This window comes from Agrobacterium sp. SOY23, assembly GCF_027212525.1.
In the GTDB taxonomy this organism is placed as follows: domain Bacteria; phylum Pseudomonadota; class Alphaproteobacteria; order Rhizobiales; family Rhizobiaceae; genus Agrobacterium; species Agrobacterium tumefaciens_I.
This window is the reverse complement of record NZ_JAPWDT010000002.1, coordinates 591,508-617,529: the sequence shown is the minus strand read 5'-3', so window position 1 is coordinate 617,529 and position 26,022 is coordinate 591,508. Positions and strand designations below refer to the sequence as shown.

Below are 26,022 nucleotides of genomic sequence, written 5' to 3'. Positions count from 1 at the left end.
CCTATTGCGCAAACAAGACAAGACCGTGGCGTGACGGGAAGGTGGTTCCCGTCAGGGCTCGTAGCGGTAGAAATGCATCTTCGTATCGCCGAAAATCCGGCTTTCGAGCAGCTTGAACACGGGCTCGACCTTGACCGCCACATCGCCGCGCTCTTCCAGAATGGCGAGCGCACCGGGGTTCAGCCAGCCACCGCCATGGGCTGCCGCGAAAGCCTTCTCGCCGTGGCCGTAGCCATAGGGCGGATCGGCGAAGAGAAGATCGAAGGGCTCGATATTATTGACGCCGCCGAGCTTGGTGGCATCGCGCCGCAAAATGCGGGCGCGGCCATGCAGACCCAGCGCATCGATATTTTCCCAAAGCAGCCCCCTGCCCTCGACGCCGTTTTCGACGAAGAGCGCCACGCGACAGCCACGCGACAGGGCTTCCAGCCCCACCGCGCCGGTTCCGGCAAAAACGTCCAAAACGCGCGTGCCATCCAGACTTTCCGGATAGGCGTGGCTCAGAATGTTGAAGAGGCTTTCCCGCGTCCTGTCGATGGTTGGACGAATGGAATTCGATTTCGGCGCGGCCAGTGTCCGGCCGCGGAACTCACCGCCTACGATCCGCATTACGTGTCATTCCCCTGCCTCCAGAAGGTTTGCCACCCGGGCCTTTGCCGCCCGGCTTGTTACCGCCGGGGCCCTTGCCGCCAGCGCCTTTGTCCTTGCCGGAAAAGCCGGAGCGTTCACCACGCTCACCCGATTTTCCGAAGGATGGTTTGCCCGATCCCGGCCGGCCACCCGGTTTTCCACCGGGCCTGCCGCCTCTCGGCTTGTCTCCGAAGGGCCTTTCGCCACGCGGACGATCGCCCTCTTCACGGGGTTTGTCGCGGAACGGCCGGTCGCCGAAGGGTCTCTCACCGCGTGGGCGATCGCCCTCCTCACGGGGACGGTCCCGGAAGCCGAAGGATTTTTCGCCACGTGCGGGGCGGTCACCCTCTTCGCGCGGCTTGTCACGGAACGGCCGGTCGCCGAAAGCCTTGCCGCCGCGTGCCGGGCGGTCACCGAAGCTCTTTTCACCGCGCGGACGGTCGCTGCGCGGGCGATCACCGTCTTCACGCGGCCTGTCGCGGAATGGCCGGTCGCCGAACGGCTTTCCGCCGCGTCCACCACGATCACCAAAGCTCTTTTCGCCACGCGGACGGTCGCCGCGTCCGCGACCACCTTCTTCTTCGCGGGGGGAATCCGAACGGATCCACTCGCCCTCGGCATCCGCATGCTTCACAACGTTGCGGCGCGCTTCGTCCTGGGCGGAAGGCTTCTTGAAGAGATTTTCGGCTTCCGCGCGGGCGGAAGATTTGCGTTCCTTGCCGTCACGGGTGGGCTTTGCGCCGGGCGCCATCCAGACATTGGCCGTGCGGCTGGTGCCGGCGGGCTGGCGTGGACGGCGGTCATCGCCATCTTCCTCGCTGCGGCCCTTGGCGCCAAATTTTCCGGCGGGCTTGGAGCCGAACTTGCCGGCAGGCTTGTCGCCACGTTTGGTATCGAGACGGCCGAGCGCCTTTTCACGGCGATCCTCGGATTTACCGCCGGTCTTTTCAAAGCGCGGCTTGCCTTCCGGCGCATCGCTCTTTGCCCATTCGGATTTCACGGGCCGCTTCGGCGCGTTGTCTTCTTCGTCCTCAACGGGCGCATTGTAGATCGGCGCGTCGAAATTGGCGCCGGCCTGTTCGATGAGACGCGGGCCGAGCTGGTCGCGCAGCATGCGGCCGCGCACTTCCAGAACCTTGCCTTCGGCCAGATCGCCAAGCTGGAACGGGCCGTAGGAAACGCGGATCAGGCGGTTGACCTCGAGACCCAGCGCGCCGAGCACGTTCTTGATTTCGCGGTTCTTGCCTTCGCGAAGGCCCATGCTGATCCAGACATTGTGGCCCTGCGTGCGGTCGAGCGTCGCGTCGATGGCGCCATAAAGCACGCCCTCGACGGCAATGCCGTCCTTCAGCTTGTCGAGTGCGGCCTGGTCCACCTCGCCATGGGCGCGCACGCGGTAACGGCGCAGCCAGCCGGTGGTCGGCAGTTCCAGCACGCGGGAAAGGCCGCCATCATTGGTGAGCAGCAGCAAGCCTTCGGTGTTGATATCGAGACGGCCGATGGAGAGCACGCGCGGCAGCTCGCCCGGCAGATTGTCGAAAACGGTCGGGCGGCCTTCCGGATCGGAATTGGTCGTCACCAGGCCGGCGGGCTTGTGGTAAAGCCACAGGCGCGTGCGCTCGGCACCGCGAATCGGCATGCCGTCCACTTCGATCTTGTCTGACAGCGTGGCGTTGACCACGGGCGTATCCAGCTTGACGCCGTTCAGCGACACGCGGCCTTCCATGATCATCCGCTCGACATCGCGGCGCGAAGCCACACCTGCGCGCGCCATGATCTTGGAAATGCGCTCGGGCTTGGCGCCGCCAACGGTTTCCGGCATCGGAGCTGCCGTTGCCTCGGCTGGTTTCTTTTCGCGCTCGGCGGCGGGCTTGCCGGGGCCTTTCGGCTTCCTGTCGCGGCTAAATGTCTTGCCGCCGTCACGCTTCGGCTTGTCTTTAAAAGTCATTTGCTGTTTGCCTGTTGTTTGGGCTGTCCTATCAGGTCCAAGCACAAGGGTTAAGAGGAAATTGAAACGCAATGGCCGAAAGGACGCATTTCATGGAACTGGCGCTTGCGGAAGCCCGTGCCGCCGGCGAGCGGCAGGAGGTTCCGATCGGCGCCGTGCTGGTTCTGGACGGCCGCGTCATCGCCCGTTCCGGCAATCGAACCCGTGAATTGAACGATGTGACGGCTCACGCCGAAATCGCCGTAATCCGCATGGCCTGCGAGGCCCTGGGACAGGAACGCCTGCCCGGCGCCGATCTTTATGTCACGCTGGAGCCCTGCACCATGTGCGCGGCGGCGATTTCATTTGCCCGCATCCGCCGGCTCTATTACGGCGCGCAAGACCCGAAGGGCGGCGCGGTGGAGAGTGGCGTGCGCTTCTTCAGCCAACCGACCTGCCACCATGCACCGGACGTCTATTCCGGGCTTTCGGAAAGCGAAAGTGCTGAAATCCTGAGGCAATTCTTCCGCGAGAAACGTCTCGACGACTAAGCGGCCGGCGGGAGGCACACGCTTTCCCGCGGGCCATCAGCCCGTCATTTTATCAGAAGGGGTTCCACCAGCTCTTGCCGGTGTTTGCGACTGCCGCTTCTTTCTTGCGGCGCTTTTCCTTCTTCTGCTCCGGTTCGCCGAGATCGGTCAGCTGATCCTGCGGGACGCTGCGATATTCAACCGGCGGATCGGTGAGGAACTTGCGCTGGGCGTTGACGACGGAGCCACCCTGGGCATCGGCCTTGGCCTTGCGGAAAGCTTCCCATTTCTGGCTCTCGGTCATCTGGCCGGCGGTGCCGTTGCCGGCGAGCAGCGGCGAGCGGTAATGCGGGTTGTTCTTGTTGGCGTCCGCCTCTTCGCGCAGGCGTTCACGGGTTTCTTCCGGCGATTCGACCCATTGCGGATTGTTTTCGCGGCTTGCCATGTTCTGCTGCGGCGTGGCCAGCTGTTCGGCGCGGGCCTGGGCGGGAACGACGAGGCCCGGACGCGGGCTGTATTTCAGGTTGCGCTTTTCCTGGTCATTGCCGGTGATCGAGGTCGCGTTGCCGAGATCGTCGACAAGCTGTTCCGCCGCTGTCTTGCCCGTACCATAGGTCGGGCTGGTGCAGGCACCGAGCAACACGCCTATCGTCGTGACGCCCACAACCGTGCGAAACATGCCCAAACCCTGCGCATTACCCTGCATCGTCTTCATTGAAACCCTTCCAGCCGTCCGTCCCACTTCGCCAGACATCGTCTTTCGGCAGGCGGCAGCCCGCATTGCCCTGCAAATCCGGCCATTTTCAGGCAGGTGTACCGGATGAAGAGGCAAAGCGCAATTCATCCGGTCATTTTCATCGCGCATCGGCCCGAAACCCGGAATCGGGTTTCGACAGGAACGATGCGCAGCTTCGGATCATCCGAGGGCTGCAAGCTCACGCAGCGCGGCCGCATCGCGGGCGGAAACCTCCGGATAGTCCGGATCGGAGCCGACATCGGTGGTGATGCGCCAGGAGCGGGCGCACTTCACGCCTTCCGCCAGCTTCTGCTCGACCACGACCTTTGCAACTTCCGGCAGGCGGAAGCCATCGGCCGGACCTTCATCGCCCACAACGGTGATGGCCGAGGTGATGCAGATTTCGGCGAAATCCTGACCCTTCAGCGCCGCCAGAAGATCGGCATCGGCGATGTGGACGACGGGTGCCGCCTCAAGCGAGGAACCGATGCGCTTTTCACGGCGCTCGACTTCCAGCGCGCCGGTGACGACCGTGCGGACCTTGCGGATTTTTTCCCACTTCGCTTCCAGCGCGTCGTTCTTCCATTCCGCCGGGATTTCCGGGAACTGGACGAGATGCACCGATTCCGCATCCGGAAAACGCGACAGCCACGCCTCTTCCGTGGTGAAGGGCAGCATGGGCGCCAGCCACGAAACGAGGCAATCGAACAGCTTGGCGATAACCGACAGCGCCGCCCGGCGCTTCAGCGACGACGGCGCGTCGCAATAAAGCGTGTCCTTGCGAACGTCGAAATAAAAGGCCGAAAGTTCAACATTGGCGAAATCCACCAGCGCGCGGGCGATCTTCTTGAACTCGAAGCCGTCATAACCTTCGCGCACGACCTGATCCAGCTCGGACAGGCGGTGCAGCACCAGCTTTTCCAGCTCCGGCAGATCGTCATAGGCAATCTCTTCGCCCTTGTAGTGAGCAAGGGTGCCGAGCATCCAGCGGATGGTGTTGCGCAGCTTGCGATAAGCATCGACATTGGTCTGGATGATGGCCTTGCCGAGGCGCTGGTCGTCCCAATAGTCGGTGGTCATGACCCACAGGCGCAGGATATCCGCACCGGCATCCTTCATGACTTCCTGCGGCGAGACAACGTTGCCCTTGGACTTGGACATCTTCTCGCCCTTCTCATCCATGGTGAAGCCATGGGTGACAACGGCGTTGTAAGGCGCACGGCCACGCGTCGCGCAGCTTTCGAGCAGCGACGAGTGGAACCAGCCGCGATGCTGGTCGGAGCCTTCGAGATAGACATCCGCCGGCCACTTCATGTCCGGGCGGTCTTCCAGCGTGAAGGTGTGGGTGCAGCCGCTGTCGAACCAGACGTCGAGGATGTCCATGACCTGCAGCCACTTGGCATGGTCGTGGTCATTGCCGAGGAAACGCTCCTTGGCGCCTTCGGCGAACCAGGCATCCGCGCCTTCGGCCTCAAAAGCCTCGAGGATGCGGGCGTTGACCGCCTCGTCGACCAGAACCTCACCCTTCTCGTCTGCGAAGACGGCGATCGGCACACCCCAGCTGCGCTGGCGCGACAGAACCCAGTCGGGCCGGCCTTCGATCATGGCGCGCAGGCGGTTCTGGCCGGAGGCCGGAACGAAGCGGGTCGCATCGATGGCGTTCAGCGAACGCGAACGCAGCGTCGTGCCGTCGCCCAGTTCCTTGTCCATATAGACGAACCATTGCGGCGTGTTGCGGAAGATGACCGGCTTCTTGGAGCGCCAGCTATGCGGATAGCTGTGCTTCATGCGGCCACGGGCAAACAGGTTGTTTGCCGCGATCAGCGCCTTGATGACGCGCTCGTTGGCATCGCCCTTCTTGCCGTTGTCGTCCATCACACGGGCGGCACCGCCTTCGGCGGACGGACCAAAACCGGGGGCATCCTCGGTGTAGAAACCGTCATCGCCAACCGGGAACGGGATGGCCGGGGAGACGCCGCGCGCTTCCAACTCGCGCTGATGCGCGGTCCAGACGTCAAAGTCTTCGCGGCCGTGGCTGGGCGCCGTGTGCACGAAACCCGTACCGGCATCGTCGGTAACGTGATCGCCATCGAGAAGCGGAACCGGGAAATCGTAACCCAGCGATGCGAGCGGATGGGCACAGGTGATGGCGGCCAGCTCTTCGCTTTTCACGTCGCGAACGAGCTTGAAGGTCAGCTTCGCCTTGGCCGCGGCCTCATCGGCCAGCTTCTTGGCAAAGATCAGCTTTTCGCCCGGCTGCGGGCCGAAATCGTTCTGAGCGCTCTCGACTTCGTAGAGGCCGTATTCGACCCGTGACGAAAATGCGATGGCGCGGTTGCCGGGGATGGTCCACGGCGTGGTCGTCCAGATCACGACGGAGACACCGGAGAACACGGAAGCCGCATCCACAACCGGGAACTTCACCCAGATCATGTCGCTCTCGACATCGGCATATTCGACTTCGGCTTCCGCCAGCGCCGTGCGCTCGACCACCGACCACATGACCGGCTTCGAGCCGCGATAAAGCTGGCCGGTCCGGGCGATCTTCAGCAGTTCGCCAGCGATGCGGGCTTCGGCGTGGAAGTTCATCGTCGTATAGGGGTTTTCAAAGTCGCCCTCGATGCCGAGGCGCTTGAACTCTTCCGACTGAACCTTGATCCAGCCAGCCGCGAAGTCACGGCATTCCTTGCGGAATTCGTTGACCGGAACTTCGTCCTTGTTCTTGCCCTTGGCGCGGTAGGCTTCCTCGATCTTCCATTCGATCGGCAGGCCGTGGCAATCCCAGCCCGGCACGTAATTGGCGTCGTAACCGCGCATCTGGAACGAGCGGGTGATGACGTCCTTCAGGATCTTGTTCAGCGCGTGGCCGATGTGGATGTTGCCGTTGGCATAGGGCGGGCCGTCATGCAGCACGAATTTTTCGCGGCCGGCAGCGGAAGCGCGAAGCTTCTTGTAGAGGCCCATTTCCTGCCAGCGCTTCACCGTTTCCGGTTCCTTCTGCGGCAGGCCGGCGCGCATCGGAAAATCCGTCTGCGGCAGATAGAGGGTGGCGGAGTAATCCAGTTTTTCTGCGGTGTCGCTCATAATCGTACCGTTGTTGCGCGCCGTGTCGGCCGCGCCATCTCAATTGCTAAAGAGGGCAAATTCGGAAAGCGCCATCACAAATGCCGTGACAAGCGCCAAAATCCCGGACCTTCCGGCTCTTCAGAGCGGGCGGAAGGCCGGGCCAATAATTCGGCCAATCTGAACTGTAAACAGCAACCGGTATTGGGACATGGCCGGTTGTTTATGCGGTTTTCCAGCAAAAAGGAAGAGAAAAGCGACAGCAATATGGGCCGGAATACGGCCCTGCCATCCCCGCCCGCTTAAAACGCAATCTTCGCGTCCACCTCGCTCAGTGGCCGCACGCCGGAAAGCATCGCCCTCGCCTCTTCCTCATCGCGCCTGATCTGCGCGACCAGCGGTTCGAGACCGTCGAATTTCAGCTCGTCGCGCAGATGCCCGAAGAAGGACACCGAACAGACCTCACCGTAAAGATCGCCGGAGAAATCGAAGACGAAGGTTTCGAGCAGCGCCGCGCCGTTCTCCGTCACCGTCGGGCGGTAACCGAAGCTCGCCACGCCATCGTGGATCGAACCGTCGGGACGACGGAAGCGCACGGCATAGATGCCCGCCTTCAGTTCCGTCTCCGGCGCCAGCGCCATGTTGGCGGTGGGGTAACCCAATGTGCGGCCAAGCTTCTGGCCGCCAATGACTTCGCTCTCCACCGTGAAGCGATAACCGAGCAGGCCCGCTGCACCCGCCACATCACCCTCGCACAGAAGCGAGCGGATGCGGCTGGAGGAGACGACATCCGCACCCTCGTCGCGGAAGGCATCCACCAGCGTCACGTCGAAGCCATGGCGCTTGCCGGCCGCCATCAGAAAGGCCGGGCCGCCCTCGCGGCCCTTGCCAAAATGGAAATCGAAGCCGGTGACGACGGCACTGGCGTGAAGCCAGTCGACCAGGATGGACTGGACGAATTCCTCCGCCGAGCGCTGCGAAAACTCCCGATCGAAGGGATATTCGATGACGGAGCGGAAACCGATGGCCTCAAGGATGCGCGCCTTCAATGGCGCGGGTGTCAGGCGAAAGACCGGCGTATCGGGACGGAAGACGGAACGGGGATGCGGTTCAAAGGTCAAAACCAGCGCGGGGACGCCGCGCGCTTCCGCCAGTTCCAGCGCACGATCCAGAACCGCGCGGTGGCCGCGATGCACGCCATCGAAATTGCCGATGGCGATGACGCCGCCGCGCAGAGCTTCCGGCAGCGGTTCCTTTTTTTCATTGCGGTGAAAGACGGTCATGGCAATCGATCCATTCCTACGCCAGCTATTCCTCAAGCCAGACGGGGCATCCACCAGCCGGGAGCCGCGCCCTGCCCCTTGAGATAGGCGTTGAGAAGCGCCTCATCCGTCTGGCCGTTCAGCGTATATTCGGCGGCGTGAATGCCGCCGCTGATATAAAGAAGGTTGAGGCCGCTCGCAATCGCGCCCTTCACATCCGTCGGCATGCCGTCGCCGATGGCGAGCACACGATCCCTGGCGAAGGCGCCGCGCACCTCTTTGGCCGCCGCAAGGCAGGCGTCATAGATCGGCGCATGCGGCTTGCCGGCAATACGGACTTCGCCGCCGAGCTGTTCGTAATAAGCGGCCATGGCGCCGGCGCAGGGTATGATGCGCTCACCGCGCTCCACCACCAGATCGGGGTTGGCGCAGATCATCGGCACGTTACGGGCAATGAAGCCCTTGAGCATTTCGGTATAATCCTCGGGCGTCTCCGTCTCGTCATCGAAGAAGCCGGTGCAGACCACGGATTGCGCTTCCGCCTCGCCGACGCGCTCGACATCGAGACCATCGAGCAGCGGCAAATCCCGTTCCGGGCCGAGCAGGAAGACCTTTTTCGGGCCTTCCGCGATCAGGCCGCGGGTGACGTCGCCAGAGGTGATGATGCGGTCATAGGCCTCATCCGGCACGCCGAGAACGCGAAGCTGGTCGATGACGCCGGGAGCGGGACGCGGTGAATTGGTGATGAGCACCACCGTCTTGCCGGCCTTGCGCGCTTCCCGCAGCGCAACAGCCGCATCCGGAAAGGCGCTGACGCCATTATGCAGCACGCCCCAGACATCCGACAGAATAACGTCGAACCCTGCCGTGATTTCGCCGAGGGTGAGAATGCGATGGGCCATGAGATGCTTTCCGGCTGCGAGAAAAGGGTGAGCGTCACATCGCAAAGCGGGACGCCGATGGCAAGGAAAAAAGCGGGGCGGAGCGTCTCCCCGCCGCACCAGAAAATAACCAAGCCGCGAAAGGTCAGCTTCACCGCGCCAATGTTGTAGACCCACCTCGCCTCACACACGCCGTCATCCTCTGGCCTGTCCTGATGATCTGCAACCTATTGATTTTATTCGATGGGGATAGATCCTCGGGACAGGCCCGAAGATGACGGCAGCGACCTTTTCAGATTCTGCCATCGCCCTGACGCCTAGTTTGACCCTCCGCCCGCCCATCGGAAATTTCTGTCATGGAACGCTGATAACCATAAGCCATGAAATTTTTCCGACAGGCCGTTCTTGACTCAGGCAGAAGGCCTCCTTATCTCGGCTTCGCTGGCACTCAAACAAGAAGAGTGCTAACACCCATCACGCGAGCCTCTGAAGGTTCGTGAAGTCATTTGATCGAGGGATTAGGCAATGACAAGCACCAATTTCCGCCCGCTTCACGATCGCGTCGTCGTTCGTCGCGTTGAATCCGAAGCCAAGACCAAGGGCGGCATCATCATTCCCGATACCGCCAAGGAAAAGCCGCAGGAAGGCGAAATCGTCGCCGTCGGTTCCGGCGCACGCGATGAGTCCGGCAAGGTCGTCGCTCTCGACGTCAAGGCTGGCGACCGCGTTCTGTTCGGCAAGTGGTCGGGCACCGAAGTCAAGCTCAACGGCGAAGACCTTCTGATCATGAAGGAAGCCGACATCATGGGCATCATCGGCTGATCTGGCCGGACCCGTCCTTCCTTAAATTTCAAGCCGGACCCGTTCCGGCCATTCGAAACCAGGAGTTTTGAACATGGCAGCCAAAGAAGTAAAATTCGGCCGCACAGCGCGCGAAAAGATGCTCAAGGGCGTCGACGTTCTTGCTGATGCAGTAAAGGTAACCCTCGGCCCGAAGGGTCGTAACGTCGTTATCGACAAGTCCTTCGGCGCTCCGCGCATCACCAAGGACGGCGTTTCGGTCGCCAAGGAAATCGAACTGGAAGACAAGTTCGAGAACATGGGCGCACAGCTCGTCCGTGAAGTCGCTTCCAAGACCAACGACATCGCCGGTGACGGCACCACCACCGCAACGGTTCTGGCCCAGGCCATCGTTCGCGAAGGTTCCAAGGCAGTTGCTGCCGGCATGAACCCGATGGACCTGAAGCGCGGTATCGATCTGGCCGTTGCTGAAGTCGTCAAGGACCTTCAGGCCAAGGCCAAGAAGATCAACACGTCTGAAGAAGTTGCGCAGGTCGGTACGATCTCCGCAAACGGCGAGCGTCAGATCGGTCTCGACATTGCTGAAGCAATGCAGAAGGTCGGCAACGAAGGCGTCATCACCGTTGAAGAAGCCAAGACCGCTGAAACCGAACTCGAAGTCGTCGAAGGCATGCAGTTCGACCGCGGCTACCTGTCGCCCTACTTCGTGACCAACCCGGAAAAGATGGTTGCGGACCTCGAAGACGCTTACATCCTTCTGCACGAAAAGAAGCTCTCGAACCTCCAGGCCATGCTGCCGGTTCTCGAAGCTGTCGTTCAGACCGGCAAGCCGCTCGTCATCATCGCTGAAGACGTCGAAGGCGAAGCTCTTGCAACGCTCGTCGTCAACAAGCTGCGTGGCGGCCTCAAGATCGCTGCCGTCAAGGCTCCGGGCTTCGGCGACCGCCGCAAGGCCATGCTGGAAGACATCGCCATCCTGACCGGTGGTACCGTCATTTCCGAAGACCTCGGCATCAAGCTCGAAAACGTTACCCTCGACATGCTCGGCAAGTCGAAGAAGGTTTCGATCTCCAAGGAAAACACCACGATCGTTGACGGCGCCGGCCAGAAGTCCGACATCGAAGGCCGTGTTGCCCAGATCAAGGCCCAGATCGAAGAAACCACCTCCGACTACGACCGCGAGAAGCTGCAGGAACGTCTTGCCAAGCTCGCTGGCGGCGTTGCCGTTATCCGCGTCGGCGGTTCGACGGAAGTCGAAGTGAAGGAAAAGAAGGACCGCATCGACGACGCTCTCAACGCGACGCGCGCTGCCGTTCAGGAAGGCATCGTACCGGGCGGTGGCGTGGCTCTGCTGCGTTCGTCCACGAAGATCACCGCAAAGGGTGAAAACGACGACCAGGAAGCCGGTATCAACATCATCCGCCGCGCCCTGCAGGCTCTGGTTCGCCAGATTGCAGACAACGCAGGTGACGAAGCTTCCATCGTTGTTGGCAAGATCCTCGAAAAGAACGAAGACAACTACGGCTACAACGCCCAGACCGGCGAATATGGCGACCTGATCCAGCTCGGCATCGTCGACCCGGTCAAGGTTGTCCGCACGGCTCTGCAGAACGCAGCTTCGGTTGCTTCGCTGCTGATCACCACCGAAGCCATGATCGCCGAGCTTCCGAAGAAGGAATCCGCGATGCCGGCAATGCCGGGCGGCGGCATGGGCGGCATGGACTTCTAATTAGTCCTGTCACCGGAATTACGAAAGGGCGGTCTTCGGATCGCCCTTTTTTCGTAGCCGCCCATGCCCTCTGAGTGGCCTGGTGCCGCAAGCGCACCAGACGGGCGGCATGGACTTCCAATCAGTCCTGTCACCGGAATTACGAAAGGGCGGTCTTCGGATCGCCCTTTTTCTTTGTCGCCCCCTGCATGATTGCTGCTGTCCGATTTGAGTTTTTCGAAGAGACGCGAAGCCCTAATTGGACCAGGCTTTTGCGATTGCAGCGCACACCACGATGAGCAGCGTCGTCCGACAGGACGACGAGTTACGCCAATCATGCCGCCGTCATCCTCGGGCCTGCCCTAAGGATCTGCCACGTCTTGATTTTATTCAACGTGATTAGATCCTCGGCACAAGGCCGAGGATGACGTCGAGAGAATTTGCACCCGGCGAGAGAGATGCTTCGCGAAATCAATAGGTTGCATAATTCTGAAGGCCGAAAGCGGACACATCCAAATATTGTCCCGTTTTGGAACAAGCGTGATTTTATCCGGCTATTTTGGGGCGGACCATGCAATAATGAGACACAACCACGAGCGAATCACCACCCCACAGGGGGCCGATTTTCACTCCGGATGGCCTATAAGTGCGCTATTTAGTTGTGTTTTTTCCCATGTCTCGCGATTTTGAAGAAGAAATACATAATATTTTTGATTTTCTCACTGAGCGGTTGTTGTAGGCAGGGGAAAATAAACTATAAGTCAGCCCCCTGAGGGTTCCGCGACAGGACGACAGGCATTGAAGGGGTTTCGATGCCTGGCAGATACGTTCGACGGCGGGTGGCGGTAAAGGTTCAACCTGCGGCGACGCTTGCAACAGCGGCGCTGGCATGTGTTCATGCGGGGGCGCGATTTGTTCGAAATATCAAGACGCAACAATGCTCTGCCTGCGGCCGTGACGACCGCACCCGATCCCCGCACCCTGTCGCATTTCTTCATTTCGGAGGAGTGGAGCAGCGATCTTTCGAGCGGTGTCATCCGGCTTGGCGAACATGCATCTTTCATGCATGGCCTGCCGCCGGGCGAATGCGGTCTGCTCAGCCTCGTCCGCTGCTACGATCGCGGCGACCACGCCCGCGTGCTGGAGCTTTTCGAGCAGGCGTCCACCGCACCTTCGCGCTTCTGCTTTTCAACCAGCCTCTTCCTTCTGCCGGCAATGCGGCAACCGGTCATCTGCATGGGTGAATCGTCTGATTTCGAAGATGGCCAGCAGGGGCGCATATCCGGGTTTTTCCTGTTTCCGCGTTTCGAAGATATCCGCTTCGCCGCCTGACTATTGTCGCCCGGCACCGAAGATCGTTCACAAAATGAAGACAATTTGTCTTCTCTTGTTCATCTTTATGAGCAGATGATTTTCAGTCATTGATGTCTCCAGACATTGCCTTGCAGCTCAACCGGCGATACCGCCGATCACTTACCGGAGATATCCATGTCCAGCAGCCAGAACGTGCTCGTTCTCATCGCTCGTATCCTGCTTTCCTTCATCTTCATCTCGTCTGGCTTCAGCAAGCTCGTCGATCCGGCCGGCACCGCCGGCATGATCGCCGGCGCCGGCCTGCCCGCCACAACCGTGCTTGCTTATCTCGCAGGCCTGTTCGAACTCGTTGCCGGTCTTGCCATTCTCGTTGGTTTCCAGACCAAAGTCGCCGCTTGGGCGCTTGCCGTCTTCTGCGTCTTCACCGGTCTGGTTTTCCACAGCGGCACCGTTGCCGTTCCCGGCTGGCCTGAGCCGGCTCTTGGCTGGATCAATACGCTGAACGGCATCATGATGGTGAAGAACATCACCCTTGCCGGCGCTTACATCCTGCTCGCAACCTTCGGCCCCGGCGCCTATTCCGTCGACGCCAAGCGTGGCGCGGCTGTGGCCCACGCCTGAAGCCAGGGACAGACCAACAAAAAAGCCGCCGGAGCGATCCGGCGGCTTTTTTATGTATATCGCGTCAGACCGCCGCCCTTATGCGCGCTGCGATCTCTTCGACCGCCGCGTCGGCTTCATGTTCCGGCTTGCGGGCGCGGACGAAACAGGCTTCAGACCGGACGATGATGCCGTCGGAGAGAATCTTGAGGTGATTGGCCTTAAGCGTCGAGCCGGTGGAGGTGATATCGACGATGATATCCGCCTGCCCTGCCGCCGGCGCACCTTCGGTCGCGCCAAGGCTTTCGACGATGCGGTAAAGCTGGATGCCGTGCTGGCGCGAAAAGAACTGCTGCGTCAGCCGCCAGTATTTTGTGGCGATGGCCAGTCTGCGGCCATGGCGAGCGCGGAACTCCGAGGCGACATCACCAAGGTCAGCCATGCTGTCCACATCCAGCCAGATCTCCGGCACTGCAACCACGACATCCGCATGGCCGAAACCGAGGCGGGCGCAGAATTCCACCTGCGCATCGGCATTGGTCAGCCCCTCGCGCACCAGGTCTTCACCCGTCACGCCGAAATCCACCGTGCCGGCGCCGATTTCGCGAGCGATCTCGGAGGCCGACAGATAAGCGATCTCGATATCGTCGCGCCCTTCGATGCGGCCGCGATAGGAGCGGTCGTTACCGACAGCCGCAACCTTCAGCCCCGCACGTTCCAGAACGGCGGAGGCGTCTTCCTTCATCCGGCCCTTGGAGGGCAATGCGATGGTAATCATGGCTTGCTCCCACGCACCGCTTCGATGCGATCCAGCCAGAGCGAAAAGCCCACGGCCGGTATTTTTTCCTGTGCGCCGAGCAGGGTCAGCAGCCGGTCGTAACGACCGCCACCGGCCAGAACGCTGTCTCCGCCGGCTTCCACCACCTCGAAGACAAGGCCGGTATAATAATCGAGCGGACGACCGAAGGCAGCGCCATAGGTGACGGCCTCAAGATCGACACCGGCATTGGCGAGCGCCGCGACGCGCTTGTCGAAAGCGGAAAGCGCACCGTCCAGCTTCAGTTTTGCCTTTGCGGCGAAGTCGGCCAGAACCTGCGAGGCCTGCGCCAGCGGCGCCTTCAAGGCGAGGAACTGCTTGAGCAGCGCGAAGCTCTCATCCGGCAGGCGCGTGGCGGCAAGCGCGAGCTTTTCCCGCAGGCGGCGAGCGATTTCCTGCGGCGAGCGGCTGGCATTGGTGGAATAGCCGGTTTCCTGCATCACCGTATCGAGATACTCGACCAGCACCGCCTCCTCGCCCGTCGCCAGCAGGCCGGCGACCCGTGCGTCCAGCCCCGTCATCGGCTTCGGATGCACGAGGCTTTCCAGCAGCGCGTCGAGCTGCGCCATATCGCCAAAAGCCTGCACCAACCGCTTTTGCCAGCCGAGCGGCAGGCCGAGCGCGGCGACGACGGCTTCAAACACCTGCTGGTCGCCCAGCGTGACGGCAAGCGGCCGGCCGGGCAGCAGGCGCCGCAAAATGGCAGTCGCATCGATGACGGCACGGGCATCGGCGGCAGCGATATCCGTATCGCCAAGGTCTTCGATGCCGGCCTGGTAAAATTCGCTCGCACCTTCACGGCGCTGGCGGAACACTTCGCCGATATAGGAATACCGTTTCGGCGTGCCAGTCGCCGTCTCGATATGGCGCAGGCAGACGGGAATGGTGAATTCGGGGCGCAGGCACAGGCTCTCACCCGTTTCGCTTTCCGTCATGAAGATACGGCGGCGCAAATCCTCGCCGGCCATATCCAGAAACGGTTCGGCGGGCTGGATGACAGGCGTGTTCACGCGGCTCGTGCGGCGCGCGGCGAATTCTTCCAGTAGCTCTCCGGCAAATTCCGGCATGTCGATCAGGGGCATGGAACGGTACTTTTCGTCACGGTTCGAGCGGCTGCATCATTTCGATGCGGTTTCCGAAGGGATCATGGACATAAAACCGGTGATACCCTTCAAGCGGCTCATCCTCAACCACATGGCAGCCTGCTGTTTCAAGTGTTTTTCGCAAGCTTGCCAGATCATCGACCAGAAAGGCCGGATGGGCTTTCCGCGCCGGCCGAAAATCCTGCTCGACGCCGAGATGCAGTTTTATCGGGCCGCAGGCAAACCAGCAGCCGCCGCGCGCAGCCAGATTGGCGGGTTTGGCCTGCTCCATAAAACCGAGCAGGCCGCCGTAAAAGGCGCGCGCATCCTCTTCCCGGCCAGCCGGTATCGCCAGTTGAAGATGATCGAGCGCAAGGATCGCCATGGCCTCAGCGCCCTTCGGCGGCGCGGCGAACGTCCTCTGCCTGATGCTCCAGAATCTCGCGGACCTTCGCCACCAGTTCGGCCTCCGGCACGCTGACCTGCGCCACGCGCGCCTCGCGCCAGCTGGCATTGTCCTCGATCTCGCCGGAGAGACGCTTGCCTTCGATCAGGTCCTTGATCTGCACCACGCCTTCGGCGCGCTCGTCACCGCCCTGGATGATGGCGATGGGGGAACCGAGGCGATCGGCATATTTCAGCTGGTTGCCGAATTTCTTCCAGTTGCCCTGATACATTTCGGCGCGGATGCCCTCGGCGCGCAACGCCTGTGTGAAACGCTGGTAACGACCCATGCTCTCCACATCACCGTCCATGACGGTGATGAGGACGGGAGCAAGCGGCTTGACCTGACCGAGCTTGCCAAGGTTCTTGAGCGCCGTCATCAGGCGCGAAACGCCGATGGAGAAGCCCGTGGCCGGAACCGGCTGGCCCATGAAGCGCGAAACGAGGCCATCATAACGGCCGCCACCGCCGACCGAACCGAACACGACCTTTTCGCCCTTTTCGTTGGTGACGTCGAAGGTCAGCTCGGCCTCGTAGACCGGGCCGGTGTAATATTCGAGGCCGCGCACGACCGAGGGGTCGATCTTGATGCGCGTCGCATCGTAACCGGCACTGGTGACCAGAGCGCCGATGGTGTTCAGCTCATCGACGCCTTCCTCGCCTTTGGAGGTGCCGGCGACCAGTTTCGCGAGATCATCGGCGCTTGCCGCATAGTCCCTGATGCCGACAAAAAACAGAACCTTTTCGATCTGCTCCTCGCCAAGACCCGCGCCCTTGGTGAAATCGCCGGACTCATCCTTGCGGCCGGGGCCGAGCAGCAGCTTCACCCCTTCAGGGCCGAACTTGTCGAGCTTGTCGATGGCGCGCAGAACATTCAGGCGACGACCGGCATTGTCCTCGCCGCCGAGGCCGATGGCTTCCATGACACCGTCGAGCACCTTGCGGTTGTTGACGCGGATGACATAGTCGCCCCGCGCGATACCGAGCGCTTCCAGCGTATCGGCCATCATCATGCACATTTCGGCATCCGCCTGCACGCCGGAAGCACCCACCGTATCGGCATCGAACTGCATGAACTGCCGGAAACGGCCGGGGCCGGGCTTTTCATTACGGAACACGTAACCGGCGCGATAGGTGCGGTAAGGCAGCTGGATTTCGTTGAAGTTTTCCGCGACATGGCGGGCAAGCGGCGCGGTGAGATCGTAACGCAGGCTCATCCATTGGTCGTCGTCATCCTGCAGCGAAAACACGCCCTCGTTCGGGCGGTCGCTGTCGGGCAGGAACTTGCCAAGCGCATCGGTATATTCGAACAGCGGGGTCTCGATCGGATCGAAGCCGTAAAGCTCATAGACCTTGCGGATTTTCTCGATCATCTCATTGGTGGCATGGATATCGGCAACCGAGCGATCCACGAAGCCACGCGGCAGGCGGGCTTTCAGTTTCTGAGGCTTTTTTGCTTTTTCGCTCATGATGCCGATCCGATATTTTCCTGAAATTATGCCGGTGTATTAGAGGATGAAGCCCTGTGCGGCAAGCCGCAAAGGCTGCGGTTCTACTGGCACCACGAGGCATGCGATGCTATATGGGATACGTGTATCCCATTTTGTATCCGAAAGGACGTGACCCATGAGCAAACAGACGGCCATCCGCCTGCCGGACGAGACCTATGAGCGGCTGAAGGCTCTGTCTGAGCGCACGGGCCGCACATCCGCCTATTATATCCGTGAGGCGATCGAGAAACATATCGAGGATATGGAAGACCTCTATCTTGCCGAAGAGGCGACACGGCAACGCATCGCCAATAAGGAGCGCACCTATACTCTGGAAGAAGTGATGCGCGATCTTGATCTGGAGAATTGAATTCCAGCGAAATGCCATCAAGCAACTGGGCAAGCTGACGAAGAGCGATGCCAATCGCATCGTTTCCTTTCTGACGGACCGCGTTGCCCAGGACGACAACCCCCGCAGAACCGGCGTAGCGCTGCAAGGCTCCGAACTCGGAAATTTCTGGCGCTACCGGGTGGGCGATTACCGCATCATCTGCGATATACAGGACCACAAGCTGGTCGTTCTGGTGGTCGAAATCGGCCATCGCCGTGAAATTTACCGTTAGGCATTCATGATCCTCGAAGCCCTGCAATATGCTGCCACGCGCGCGGTCACGCCGAAAGAATTCCGGCCGTATGTCCGCTATTCCGTCAACCTCTGGGCGCGCGCCAATCGCTGCGCCGCCGCCTGGGCGGAGCATGAAAACAACAGCCGGCAATTCGTGCTGCAATCGGCGAGAAAGCTGAAGCAGAGGCGGACAGCCGTTGTGCTGGGGTCCGGCCTGTTGCGGGATGTGCCCCATGAGGCGCTGGTGGCGATGTTCGATACCGTCGTTCTGGTCGATCTGGTGCATCTCGCCAGCGTGCAGGCGAAGCTGCGGCTCAATGCCAAAAAGAACGTCCGCATCGCCAATCGCGATCTATCCGGCTTCGATGACCTGATGGCCGGTAAGCCGGCGGAACCGCTCGATTTCCTGCGGCGCGTGCCCTATCTCGATCTCGTTGTCTCGGCCAACCTCCTGTCGCAGATCGGCACCGGGGCGCAGCACCGGCTGGAGCGGGACAAGATCGCGAATGCGCCGGACGATCTTCTGCCAAGGCTCATTCAGACGCATCTCGATGCGCTGACCGGCCTGCCCTGCAAGGTCTGTCTGGTAACGGACACCGCCTTCGATGTCATCGGCAAGGATGGCAGCCCGCAGCAGCATGAGGACCTGCTGCACGGTATCGAGATTACCTCGCCTGTCGCCGCATGGGACTGGCCGCTCGCACCCTTCGGGGAGGAAAGCAGGGACTATCGCATCGTTCATCACGTCATTGCGCGCGAACTCACCTGAACGTCATGCTTATTCCATAATTTCCGCGGTAAATTCAGCGCATGTCTCGGGCGGTTCGCACATTGATGTTTCTTGCCTGCCTGCTTTTCGGCGCGATGCCGGTGCAGATGGCGATGAGCATGCCGGCGGCCACGGGCGTGGCTGCTTCCCCACACGCGCCAATGAAACATGACGATGCCCATTCGCATCATTCGGCCGATCCGGACGACAATCTTCAAACGCACGGGGAAAATACGGCCCATAAAGCAGGCACGGGCGGTTGCTGTCCGCATGGTGATGACGCCGCGCATCCCGGATCCTGCGCTGCCTGCCTGATCGTGGTGCCTCGAATGGTGTTTGCCGATAGCGGCAAGATCACCTTCTCCTATCCGAAACCGCAGCGCGGTATCGTCTTCAACGGCAAGGCTTCCGCGCCATTGCTGCCGCCTCCCCGCGCCTGACCGCAGATTTTTCAATCAACCTATCGAAAAATCCGTCAGACACAGGAAGGATAATCCATGTCTATCAAAACCATCACACTCGCCGCCGGTTTCGCCACCGCCCTCGCCATGCCCGCTTTCGCACAGGAGGCGGGCGGCCATGCCGGGCACAGCATGTCGAAAAGCGACGCGAGCGAAACCGCGTCCACCAAGGCCTTCATGGAAGCCAGCAAGAAGATGCATGGCGATATGGCCATCGACTATAGCGGCGATGCCGACGTCGATTTCGTGCGCGGCATGATCCCGCATCATCAGGGCGCGATCGATATGGCCAAGGTCCAGCTGGAATATGGCAAGGATCCGGAAATCCGGAAACTGGCCGAAGAGGTCATCAAGGCCCAGGAAGGCGAAATCGCCATGATGAAGGCCTGGCTGAAGTCCAAGGGCAAGTGATTGCTATTGTTGAAGGGGAGCGCCGGCTTCGGCGCTTCTCCGGCGACCTTGCCCTCCAATGGCAACGGCGCGAGCGCCGCCCATCCCACTCGCCACTCTGTTACAACCCCGCAAGGCCGGCCTTGTAATCCTCCGACGCCGCCCGGCTGAGGCGTTCCAGTTCCATTGCCGCGCGGCTGGTGTGGCGTTCCTTGTGGCGCAACAAAGCGAAGTTCCGAGCGGGCAGATCGATGCCGGCGCGGACCAGCAAACCCTGCCGCAGGAACAGGGATGCCACCGAGGCGGAGACGGCAGTCGCCGCGCCGCCGGAACGTGCCGCCATCACCACCGCCTCATTGGACGGCAGTTCCAGCATGACGGACAGTTCGCCGGGATCCACCCCCATCTGCCGCACCGCCGCCTCGAAGGCGGAGCGGGTGCCGGAGCCCTGCTCACGCAGGACCCATGAGGTGCCATAGAGTATATCGAGCGCGGTGAGATAACGGCCGTCGGCGAAAGGGTGGGCCGAACCGGTGACGACCAGAAGCTTGTCGGACACGACGGGCTGCACCATCAATGCCGGCTCGTCGATCCTGCCTTCGATGAAACCGACCTCCGCCAGACCATCCAGCACCGCCTGCGTCACCGTCTTGGTATTGCCGATATCGAGCCGGACGGTCACGCCGGGATAAAGCTTCTTGAACTGCATCAGGATCGGCGGCAGCCAATAGCTTGCAATGGTCTGGCTGGCGCAGACGGTGATTTCCCCGCGCGTCAGTCCGCCCATTTCGGAGAGAATCAGTTCCGCATTGCGGACACGCGCCAGCGTCGCCTTGGCCTCGCCCAGAAAAGCCCGGCCGCTTTCGGTCAGCTCGATGTTGCGGCCGACGCGATGAAACAGCTCGACATTATAAAAGGCCTCGAGATTCTTGATGGCGGAACTGACTGCGGAAGCCGTGAGGCCGATGGCTTCGGCGGCGCGTGTCAGATGTTCGCGTTCGGCGACGGCGATGAAGATACGGAGTTGTTCGAAGGTCATGGCTTATCATTCGATTTTATCGAACGATATATGCCATATTATTTGATAGAATAAAACAGGCGGCTGCGGCATTGTCGGCCCATGGCACAACATCGCACCCTCACCCATCCCCTTCAGTTTTCGCTTCGCTGGCTCACCCCGCTTCTGCCGGGAATTCTCCTCTGCGCGGCGGTCAGTTGCGCTGCCATTCTGGCAGAGCGTTTTCAGGTGCGGCTTGCGGGCCACGCATGGCTCGGCGATCTGGTGCTTGCCATTCTGATCGGCACGCTTTTGCGTTCGCTGGTGTCGCTGCCGGCGGTCGCCTCGGCCGGTATCAAGTTCAGTGCCAAGACCCTGCTTGAAATCGCGGTGGCGCTTCTCGGCGCATCCTTGAGCCTTTCCATCCTCAAGGGCGCAGGCGGTTTGCTGATCGGCGGCATCGCGCTGATCGTCGCCCTGTCGCTGGTCGTCAGCTATGCCGCCGGGCGAATGCTGGGACTGCCACCCAAGCTCGCGACGCTGATCGCCTGCGGTAATTCCATCTGCGGCAATTCGGCCATTGCAGCCGCCGCGCCCGCCATCGGCGCGAAACCGGAAGATGTCGCGGCCTCGATTGCCTTCACCGCTGTTCTCGGCGTCGCCGCCGTGCTGCTGATGCCTTTCCTGCCGCAGCTGCTCGGGCTCGACGCCACCCAATACGGCATCTTCGCCGGCCTGACGGTCTATGCCGTGCCGCAGGTTCTGGCCGCCACCGCCCCGCTCGGCGCGATTGCCGTGCAGACCGGCACCATCGTCAAGCTCATCCGCGTGCTGATGCTGGGCCCCGTCATCGCCACCCTCTCCGTCATCCACGGCCGGTCCGACAAGGGACGCCTGAAGCTGCAGCAGATGGTTCCGTGGTTCATCATCGGCTTCATATTGATGATCATGGCCCGGTCCTTCGGCCTCATCCCCGAAGTGCTGCTTTCTCCGGTCGCCTCGCTCTCCAACATCCTCACCATCATGTCGATGGCGGCTTTGGGACTGTCGGTCGATATTCGCAGCCTTCGCCATGCCGGCGGCAAGGTCATCGTCGCCGCCAGCCTGTCGCTTGTGCTGCTGGGTGTTTTGAGTTTCGGCCTGATCGCGCTCACGCAGGCAGCCTGAGCCTGGGACAGAAAGCCCGTTATTTCCCGGTGCTGACCGTCAGCGTGTAGTGCGCGCCGAGCCCGCGGCGCGGCGAACCCAGAATCAGCGTCGGGCGGATCAACCATTCCGTATCCGCCTTCGGCGTCAGGGTCGCGGTCTTGCCTTCGGAATCGCTGAAGAAGATCGCGTCCTCATCCGGAGTTGAAAAATCGAAGATCGCCATCAGGACGAATTCGCTGGAGGCGGCAAGCTCGACCTTCACCGTCTGCCCTGCCTTGACCTTCAGGCGATAGACATCGCCGCGCCCGCGCCGCGTCCAGCCATCCAGTTTCAATGGCCCGGTCGGCGGCAGGGCCACTTCCTTCAGCCTCTCACCGTCATCGAGCCAGATGCCGTCGACATTGCGGCTTTCCGCAAAAGACGGATGCGGCACGGCGGCGGTGGCCATGGTGAGCGCCAGAAGAAGGGAAGTTACCTTCATGGACGTACAAACTCCCGCCGCATTGCCTCTATCGGCTGGCGGCAATGACAGCCTTCGATATGATCGTTGACCATACCCATGGCCTGCATGAATGCATAGACGGTCGTCGGGCCGACGAAGGTCCAGCCCCGCTTCTTCAAATCCTTGGAAAGGCGAATGGAAGCAGCGCTGGTGGGGTTGGCCCTTAACGTCGCATAGTCCAGCCTTTGCGGCCTTTCTGCGGCGGCGGGTTCGAAACCCCAGAAATAACGCGCGAGCGAACCGAATTCATCGCGCAGCGCCATGGCACGGCGGGCATTGTTGATGGTCGAAACGATCTTGCCGCGATGGCGGATGATGCCCTTGTCGGCAAGGCAGCGCTCGATATCGGCCTCGCCGAACTCCGCCACTTTTTCGAACTCGAAATTGGCGAAGGCAAGCCGGAACGCCTCGCGCTTGCGCAGGACGGTGAGCCAGGAAAGCCCGGACTGAAAACCTTCCAGGCAGATTTTCTCGAACAGGCGGCGATCGTCAGTCACGGGATAACCCCATTCCTCGTCGTGATAGCGGCTGTAATCCTCCAACCCCTGCTGCCAGAAACACCGCACGCGGCCATCCGCGCCCGTTTCAAGTCCCGCTTCGCTCATCCGCTGACAATCCCTTTTCGCTCCCACCCGCAGGTGGTGTGAACCTGCGCGCTTACCACTCATTCACCACGTTTCAAAACCGGGCGCTAACCTTAAATCCAGCTTTCCTTAAACAAGCGCTTTTTAATGAACAGCCATTTACGATTCGCTGGCCTCGAGGTGCGAACGTGTCCGGCAAAGCGGGTGAATGAGCCCGCAATCCATTGTTGCGACATCCCGCAGAGAGAGTCCACCCGATGCCGATGAAGTCCGTTTTTCTGGCGCTGAGCCTCGTTTCCACCCTCGCCGTTCCGGCAGCCATGGCCAATGAGCGGTATCGCGAACGCCCGCCCGTCGTCGTCAGCCCGGATCTTTCCGCCCCCTGGGTCACGCAGCTCGGTGGCCGCGGCAATGTCCGCCCTGTGGTCTATCCGCGTGCGCCTGCCGCACGCCAGCCGCTGTTCCAGCAGCGCCAGGCCGCGGCCATGCCGCAGCGCCCGAGTTCCGGTGTCACATCGCAGCGCCCGGCGCGGGTGCAGAATGCCGCCGTCCGCCCAAATGCGCCGGTGCGCACGCAGATCGCGCCGCAATTCCTGCCGCAGATCGTGAACTATGACACCGCCGAAAAGCCCGGCACCATCGTCATCGATACGCCGAACCGCTTCCTCTATCTGGTGCTTGCCGATGGCAAGGCCCGGCGTTATGGCGTCGGCGTCGGCAAGCCCGGCTTCGAATGGGCCGGAACCCACAAGGTGACCCGCAAGGCGGAATGGCCGAGCTGGACCCCGCCGAAGGAAATGATCACCCGCGAGGCGGCCAAGGGACACTACCTGCCGGCCTTCATGGAAGGCGGCCCCGCCAACCCGATGGGCGCACGCGCCATGTATCTCGGCTCGACGCTTTATCGCATCCACGGCACCAACCAGCCCTGGACGATCGGCAGCAACAATTCCTCCGGCTGCATCCGCATGCGCAACGAGGATGTCACCGATCTTTACGAGCGCGTAAACGTAGGAACCAGGGTCATAGTGATATGATGGCAACGGTTCGGCCATTCCGATCGGTCCGCCGCCGGCAAAGGGGCGTATCCGCTTGAATTGCCGCCTTGCGGCGGTACAATCCGGCTCACTTCAATTGAACGAAACTTGGCGGGGGACGCCAGGCGCCGAACCTCTCTCAGGGGGATGATGGAACGGCCTTAAAACGGGTGGTCAACTGACCGCCCGTTTTTTGTTTCTGTCATTCAAATGTTATCAAAAAACGGTTTGGTGCATTTCTGATATCAACTTGGATTCTTTTCATGCCGCGCCATACTTTATTTGTCTGCGCCCTGTTGTTCAGCGGCGTTTCCTTCTCTGCCGCCATGGCAGGCGAATTTGAAATTTCCGGTTATGGCGGCTGGCAAAGCGCGCCGCACAGCGATGTGACGGTGTCCGACGGACCGGACTTCCGCGCCGGATGGGAAGGCAAGTCTTTTTCCAACCCGGCCTATTGGGGCGTGCGCGGCACCTACTGGTTCGATGAAGGCCAGCTCAGGAATTTCGGTATCTCGCTCGATTTCACCCATGACAAGGTTTATGCCGACGACGGGACGCTTGCCCGTTCCGGCTGGTCGCATTTCGAATTCACCGACGGCCTGAACCTTCTGACGCTGAATGCGCTCTACCGCTTTCCGCTGGAATCGATACGTCTGACACCCTATGTGGGCGCCGGCGTCGGCATCAACGTGCCACATGTGGAAGTATACCGCCCGTCAGGCAATACCTTCGAATACCAGTTCGGCGGCGCCACCCTGCAGGCACAGGCCGGCGTCAGCTACCGCATCACCGACAACTGGTCGACCTTCGTGGAATATAAGGGCACCTATTCCTTTATCGATGTCGATATCGACAATGGCGCCTCGTTGAAGACCGATGTCATCACCAATGCGGTGAATTTCGGCGTGGCGTATAAGTTTTAAACCGACAGCCTCGCCGGCTTCGGTCCGCCATAGGCCCAGTCCAGCAGTTCCACCGTGTGCAGGATCGGCATATCCGTGCCGGTTCCGATCTGCGTGATGCAGCCGATATTGCCGGTGGCGATGACATCCGCGCGCGTGGCTTCGATATTTTTCACCTTACGCGCCTTGAGCTTGGCGGAAATTTCCGGCTGCAGGATGTTGTAGGTTCCGGCCGAACCGCAGCACAGATGCCCTTCCGCCGGATCACGCACGGTAAAACCCGCCGCTTTCAAGAGCTGTTTCGGCGCGAGCGTGATCTTCTGGCCATGCTGCATGGAGCAGGCGGAATGATAGGCGACAGTCAGTCCCTGGCTCTCCCTTTGCGGCAGATCGAGGGTGGCGAGATATTCGGTGATGTCCTTCGCAAGCGCCGAGACACGTGCGGCTTTTTCGGCATAGGCCGGATCGAGCCGCAGCATATGGCCATAATCCTTGATGGTGGTGCCGCAGCCGGAAGCGGTGATGATGATGGCGTCAAGGCCGCCCTCCTCCATCTCCCGTGTCCAGACATCGACATTGCGCCGGGCAGAGGCAAGCGCCTCTTCCTCACGGCCCATGTGATGCACCAGCGAACCGCAGCAGCCCTCGCCCCTCGGCACGACAACCTCGATACCGAGCCGTGCAAGAAGCCTGAGCGTCGCCTCGTTGATACCGGGATCGAGCACCGGCTGGGCGCAGCCGGTGAGGATGGCGATACGCCCGCGCTTTTCGCCTTCGACCGGCCGTGCGCCCGGACGGGCGGATGCGGAGGCCGGAGGCACCGCAGCGGGGGCAAGGGCGAGCATGGATTGCAGGGGTTTCAGCGCCGGAACCTTGGCAAGCAGGCCCGCGAAAGGTCGCGCCAGCCGGGCCAGATGCAGGGCCAGCCGGAAACGGGCGGGATGCGGCAGGACGGCAACCAGAAGATTGCGGATCAGCCGGTCCATGAAAGGCCGCTTATAGGTCTGTTCGATATGGGCGCGGGCGTGATCGACCAGATGCATGTAATCCACGCCGGAGGGACACGTGGTGGTGCAGGCAAGACAGGAGAGACAGCGGTCGATATGGGTAACCACTTCACGATCGGCCGGGCGGCTGTTTTCCAGCATGTCCTTGATGAGGTAGATGCGGCCGCGCGGGCTGTCCAGCTCGTTGCCGAGCGTGACATAGGTGGGACAGGTGGCGGTGCAGAAGCCGCAATGCACACATTTGCGCAGGATTTTTTCGGATTCCGCCACATGCGGATCGGCCAGCTGTTCGGGCGTGAAGGATGTTTGCATGG

General features: G+C 61.2%; 27 protein-coding genes. 13 read left to right on the top strand and 14 right to left on the bottom strand.

All coding sequences use genetic code 11. From position 1 onward, the window contains the following. Positions 1–51 precede the first annotated feature (51 nt). Positions 52–609: a 16S rRNA (guanine(966)-N(2))-methyltransferase RsmD gene (rsmD, locus tag O3S81_RS08170; RefSeq protein WP_269342181.1), complete on the bottom strand. Its 558-nt coding sequence runs from the start codon at positions 607–609 to the stop codon at positions 52–54. Continuing rightward, entirely contained in the window at positions 590–2,578 is a 1,989-nt protein-coding gene (locus tag O3S81_RS08165) for a pseudouridine synthase (RefSeq protein WP_269342179.1), read from the bottom strand. Before O3S81_RS08165 ends, rsmD begins: the two co-directional genes overlap by 20 nt. 71 nt (positions 2,579–2,649) lie before the next feature. Between O3S81_RS08165 and O3S81_RS08160 the strand changes: the two genes are divergently transcribed. Beyond that, positions 2,650–3,108: a nucleoside deaminase gene (locus O3S81_RS08160; RefSeq protein ID WP_269342177.1), complete on the top strand. Its 459-nt coding sequence runs from the start codon at positions 2,650–2,652 to the stop codon at positions 3,106–3,108. A 52-nt stretch (positions 3,109–3,160) separates the two neighbouring features. On the opposite strand, the gene O3S81_RS08155 is transcribed toward O3S81_RS08160, so the two are convergent. The 4 genes from O3S81_RS08155 to O3S81_RS08140 all read right to left on the bottom strand — a co-directional run bounded on the left by O3S81_RS08155 (position 3,161) and on the right by O3S81_RS08140 (position 9,050). Next, positions 3,161–3,802, bottom strand: a complete 642-nt coding sequence (locus O3S81_RS08155; protein ID WP_269342175.1) for a hypothetical protein — start codon at positions 3,800–3,802, stop codon at positions 3,161–3,163. A 201-nt stretch (positions 3,803–4,003) separates the two neighbouring features. Beyond that, positions 4,004–6,907 carry an isoleucine--tRNA ligase gene (ileS, locus tag O3S81_RS08150; RefSeq protein ID WP_269342173.1) on the bottom strand — a complete coding sequence of 968 codons (2,904 nt, stop codon included), beginning with the start codon at positions 6,905–6,907 and terminating at the stop codon, positions 4,004–4,006. Positions 6,908–7,188: 281 nt separating this feature from the next. Continuing rightward, entirely contained in the window at positions 7,189–8,169 is a 981-nt protein-coding gene (locus tag O3S81_RS08145; protein WP_269342171.1) for a bifunctional riboflavin kinase/FAD synthetase, read from the bottom strand. 32 nt (positions 8,170–8,201) lie between these two features. Beyond that, a complete protein-coding gene (locus O3S81_RS08140) occupies positions 8,202–9,050 on the bottom strand; it encodes a TIGR01459 family HAD-type hydrolase (RefSeq protein ID WP_269342170.1) in 849 nt (282 codons plus the stop codon). 504 nt (positions 9,051–9,554) lie between these two features. Here O3S81_RS08140 and groES point away from each other — a divergent pair. The 4 genes from groES to O3S81_RS08120 all read left to right on the top strand — a co-directional run bounded on the left by groES (position 9,555) and on the right by O3S81_RS08120 (position 13,473). Continuing rightward, positions 9,555–9,851, top strand: coding sequence for a co-chaperone GroES (gene groES / locus O3S81_RS08135; RefSeq protein ID WP_003522946.1), 297 nt, complete (start codon positions 9,555–9,557; stop codon positions 9,849–9,851). Between the two features lie 73 nt (positions 9,852–9,924). Next, entirely contained in the window at positions 9,925–11,559 is a 1,635-nt protein-coding gene (gene groL, locus O3S81_RS08130) for a chaperonin GroEL (RefSeq protein ID WP_269342168.1), read from the top strand. Between the two features lie 876 nt (positions 11,560–12,435). Then, positions 12,436–12,870 carry a hypothetical protein gene (locus O3S81_RS08125; RefSeq protein ID WP_269342166.1) on the top strand — a complete coding sequence of 145 codons (435 nt, stop codon included), beginning with the start codon at positions 12,436–12,438 and terminating at the stop codon, positions 12,868–12,870. 156 nt (positions 12,871–13,026) lie between these two features. Beyond that, positions 13,027–13,473 (top strand): DoxX family protein, encoded by a 447-nt coding sequence (locus O3S81_RS08120; protein ID WP_269342164.1) that lies wholly within the window; start codon positions 13,027–13,029, stop codon positions 13,471–13,473. A 64-nt stretch (positions 13,474–13,537) separates the two neighbouring features. On the opposite strand, the gene hisG is transcribed toward O3S81_RS08120, so the two are convergent. The 4 genes from hisG to hisS are packed head-to-tail and all read right to left on the bottom strand — an operon-like array spanning position 13,538 to position 17,264. Continuing rightward, the gene (gene hisG, locus O3S81_RS08115) at positions 13,538–14,230 is read right to left on the bottom strand and encodes an ATP phosphoribosyltransferase (protein WP_269342162.1); all 693 of its coding nucleotides are present in this window, start codon (positions 14,228–14,230) and stop codon (positions 13,538–13,540) included. Then, positions 14,227–15,351: an ATP phosphoribosyltransferase regulatory subunit gene (locus O3S81_RS08110; protein ID WP_269342161.1), complete on the bottom strand. Its 1,125-nt coding sequence runs from the start codon at positions 15,349–15,351 to the stop codon at positions 14,227–14,229. The genes hisG and O3S81_RS08110 overlap by 4 nt, the downstream gene beginning before the upstream one ends. A gap of 16 nt (positions 15,352–15,367) precedes the next feature. Further along, complete coding sequence (locus tag O3S81_RS08105) at positions 15,368–15,736, bottom strand: VOC family protein (RefSeq protein ID WP_269342160.1); 369 nt, start codon at positions 15,734–15,736, stop codon at positions 15,368–15,370. 4 nt (positions 15,737–15,740) lie between these two features. Beyond that, on the bottom strand, positions 15,741–17,264 hold the full coding sequence (gene hisS, locus O3S81_RS08100; protein WP_269342158.1) for a histidine--tRNA ligase: 1,524 nt from the start codon (positions 17,262–17,264) through the stop codon (positions 15,741–15,743). Positions 17,265–17,421: 157 nt separating this feature from the next. Between hisS and relB the strand changes: the two genes are divergently transcribed. Genes relB through copM form a run of 5 tightly spaced genes read left to right on the top strand, consistent with a single transcriptional unit; the run spans position 17,422 to position 19,551 of the window. Further along, positions 17,422–17,655, top strand: coding sequence for a type II toxin-antitoxin system RelB family antitoxin (gene relB, locus O3S81_RS08095; protein WP_003503188.1), 234 nt, complete (start codon positions 17,422–17,424; stop codon positions 17,653–17,655). Next, positions 17,639–17,908, top strand: a complete 270-nt coding sequence (locus O3S81_RS08090; protein ID WP_269342156.1) for a type II toxin-antitoxin system RelE family toxin — start codon at positions 17,639–17,641, stop codon at positions 17,906–17,908. Before relB ends, O3S81_RS08090 begins: the two co-directional genes overlap by 17 nt. Positions 17,909–17,914: 6 nt before the next feature. Further along, the gene (locus tag O3S81_RS08085; protein WP_269342154.1) at positions 17,915–18,679 is read left to right on the top strand and encodes a hypothetical protein; all 765 of its coding nucleotides are present in this window, start codon (positions 17,915–17,917) and stop codon (positions 18,677–18,679) included. Between the two features lie 41 nt (positions 18,680–18,720). Continuing rightward, a complete protein-coding gene (locus O3S81_RS08080) occupies positions 18,721–19,119 on the top strand; it encodes a hypothetical protein (RefSeq protein ID WP_269342152.1) in 399 nt (132 codons plus the stop codon). A 57-nt stretch (positions 19,120–19,176) separates the two neighbouring features. Then, positions 19,177–19,551 carry a CopM family metallochaperone gene (copM, locus tag O3S81_RS08075; protein WP_269342150.1) on the top strand — a complete coding sequence of 125 codons (375 nt, stop codon included), beginning with the start codon at positions 19,177–19,179 and terminating at the stop codon, positions 19,549–19,551. A gap of 100 nt (positions 19,552–19,651) precedes the next feature. Here the strand turns inward: copM and O3S81_RS08070 are convergent, their stop codons facing one another. Beyond that, positions 19,652–20,569 (bottom strand): LysR substrate-binding domain-containing protein, encoded by a 918-nt coding sequence (locus tag O3S81_RS08070; RefSeq protein ID WP_137002951.1) that lies wholly within the window; start codon positions 20,567–20,569, stop codon positions 19,652–19,654. A gap of 81 nt (positions 20,570–20,650) precedes the next feature. Between O3S81_RS08070 and O3S81_RS08065 the strand changes: the two genes are divergently transcribed. Beyond that, complete coding sequence (locus O3S81_RS08065) at positions 20,651–21,694, top strand: YeiH family protein (protein WP_269342147.1); 1,044 nt, start codon at positions 20,651–20,653, stop codon at positions 21,692–21,694. 19 nt (positions 21,695–21,713) lie between these two features. Here the strand turns inward: O3S81_RS08065 and O3S81_RS08060 are convergent, their stop codons facing one another. After that, positions 21,714–22,157 (bottom strand): hypothetical protein, encoded by a 444-nt coding sequence (locus tag O3S81_RS08060; RefSeq protein WP_269342145.1) that lies wholly within the window; start codon positions 22,155–22,157, stop codon positions 21,714–21,716. Continuing rightward, entirely contained in the window at positions 22,154–22,783 is a 630-nt protein-coding gene (locus O3S81_RS08055) for a DNA-3-methyladenine glycosylase I (protein ID WP_269342143.1), read from the bottom strand. Before O3S81_RS08055 ends, O3S81_RS08060 begins: the two co-directional genes overlap by 4 nt. Before the next feature lie 236 nt (positions 22,784–23,019). Here O3S81_RS08055 and O3S81_RS08050 point away from each other — a divergent pair, with 236 nt between their 5' ends. Both O3S81_RS08050 and O3S81_RS08045 read left to right on the top strand, forming a co-directional pair. Continuing rightward, entirely contained in the window at positions 23,020–23,799 is a 780-nt protein-coding gene (locus O3S81_RS08050; RefSeq protein ID WP_003503197.1) for a L,D-transpeptidase, read from the top strand. A gap of 263 nt (positions 23,800–24,062) precedes the next feature. Next, entirely contained in the window at positions 24,063–24,722 is a 660-nt protein-coding gene (locus O3S81_RS08045) for an outer membrane beta-barrel protein (protein WP_269342141.1), read from the top strand. Here O3S81_RS08045 and glcF read toward each other — a convergent pair. Then, positions 24,719–26,020: a glycolate oxidase subunit GlcF gene (gene glcF / locus O3S81_RS08040; protein ID WP_269342139.1), complete on the bottom strand. Its 1,302-nt coding sequence runs from the start codon at positions 26,018–26,020 to the stop codon at positions 24,719–24,721. The two genes, O3S81_RS08045 and glcF, sit on opposite strands and share 4 nt — an antisense overlap. Positions 26,021–26,022 lie beyond the last annotated feature (2 nt).

What these genes read in the sequence shown, in the direction of transcription:
- O3S81_RS08145 (WP_269342171.1), bottom strand. Translation starts at nt 8,169, where the DNA reads ATGACCGTCTTTCACCGCAATGAAAAAAAGGAACCGCTGCCGGAAGCT.
- O3S81_RS08120 (WP_269342164.1), top strand. Translation starts at nt 13,027, where the DNA reads ATGTCCAGCAGCCAGAACGTGCTCGTTCTCATCGCTCGTATCCTGCTT.
- hisG (WP_269342162.1), bottom strand. Translation starts at nt 14,230, where the DNA reads ATGATTACCATCGCATTGCCCTCCAAGGGCCGGATGAAGGAAGACGCC.
- O3S81_RS08055 (WP_269342143.1), bottom strand. Translation starts at nt 22,783, where the DNA reads ATGAGCGAAGCGGGACTTGAAACGGGCGCGGATGGCCGCGTGCGGTGT.
- O3S81_RS08045 (WP_269342141.1), top strand. Translation starts at nt 24,063, where the DNA reads ATGCCGCGCCATACTTTATTTGTCTGCGCCCTGTTGTTCAGCGGCGTT.
- O3S81_RS08070 (WP_137002951.1), bottom strand. Translation starts at nt 20,569, where the DNA reads ATGACCTTCGAACAACTCCGTATCTTCATCGCCGTCGCCGAACGCGAA.
- O3S81_RS08060 (WP_269342145.1), bottom strand. Translation starts at nt 22,157, where the DNA reads ATGAAGGTAACTTCCCTTCTTCTGGCGCTCACCATGGCCACCGCCGCC.
- O3S81_RS08140 (WP_269342170.1), bottom strand. Translation starts at nt 9,050, where the DNA reads ATGGCCCATCGCATTCTCACCCTCGGCGAAATCACGGCAGGGTTCGAC.
- copM (WP_269342150.1), top strand. Translation starts at nt 19,177, where the DNA reads ATGTCTATCAAAACCATCACACTCGCCGCCGGTTTCGCCACCGCCCTC.
- O3S81_RS08065 (WP_269342147.1), top strand. Translation starts at nt 20,651, where the DNA reads ATGGCACAACATCGCACCCTCACCCATCCCCTTCAGTTTTCGCTTCGC.
- hisS (WP_269342158.1), bottom strand. Translation starts at nt 17,264, where the DNA reads ATGAGCGAAAAAGCAAAAAAGCCTCAGAAACTGAAAGCCCGCCTGCCG.
- groL (WP_269342168.1), top strand. Translation starts at nt 9,925, where the DNA reads ATGGCAGCCAAAGAAGTAAAATTCGGCCGCACAGCGCGCGAAAAGATG.
- O3S81_RS08160 (WP_269342177.1), top strand. Translation starts at nt 2,650, where the DNA reads ATGGCCGAAAGGACGCATTTCATGGAACTGGCGCTTGCGGAAGCCCGT.
- rsmD (WP_269342181.1), bottom strand. Translation starts at nt 609, where the DNA reads ATGCGGATCGTAGGCGGTGAGTTCCGCGGCCGGACACTGGCCGCGCCG.
- O3S81_RS08155 (WP_269342175.1), bottom strand. Translation starts at nt 3,802, where the DNA reads ATGAAGACGATGCAGGGTAATGCGCAGGGTTTGGGCATGTTTCGCACG.
- O3S81_RS08080 (WP_269342152.1), top strand. Translation starts at nt 18,721, where the DNA reads ATGTCTCGGGCGGTTCGCACATTGATGTTTCTTGCCTGCCTGCTTTTC.
- O3S81_RS08050 (WP_003503197.1), top strand. Translation starts at nt 23,020, where the DNA reads ATGCCGATGAAGTCCGTTTTTCTGGCGCTGAGCCTCGTTTCCACCCTC.
- glcF (WP_269342139.1), bottom strand. Translation starts at nt 26,020, where the DNA reads ATGCAAACATCCTTCACGCCCGAACAGCTGGCCGATCCGCATGTGGCG.
- O3S81_RS08085 (WP_269342154.1), top strand. Translation starts at nt 17,915, where the DNA reads ATGATCCTCGAAGCCCTGCAATATGCTGCCACGCGCGCGGTCACGCCG.
- O3S81_RS08105 (WP_269342160.1), bottom strand. Translation starts at nt 15,736, where the DNA reads ATGGCGATCCTTGCGCTCGATCATCTTCAACTGGCGATACCGGCTGGC.
- relB (WP_003503188.1), top strand. Translation starts at nt 17,422, where the DNA reads ATGAGCAAACAGACGGCCATCCGCCTGCCGGACGAGACCTATGAGCGG.
- O3S81_RS08165 (WP_269342179.1), bottom strand. Translation starts at nt 2,578, where the DNA reads ATGACTTTTAAAGACAAGCCGAAGCGTGACGGCGGCAAGACATTTAGC.
- ileS (WP_269342173.1), bottom strand. Translation starts at nt 6,907, where the DNA reads ATGAGCGACACCGCAGAAAAACTGGATTACTCCGCCACCCTCTATCTG.
- groES (WP_003522946.1), top strand. Translation starts at nt 9,555, where the DNA reads ATGACAAGCACCAATTTCCGCCCGCTTCACGATCGCGTCGTCGTTCGT.
- O3S81_RS08110 (WP_269342161.1), bottom strand. Translation starts at nt 15,351, where the DNA reads ATGCCCCTGATCGACATGCCGGAATTTGCCGGAGAGCTACTGGAAGAA.
- O3S81_RS08125 (WP_269342166.1), top strand. Translation starts at nt 12,436, where the DNA reads ATGCGGGGGCGCGATTTGTTCGAAATATCAAGACGCAACAATGCTCTG.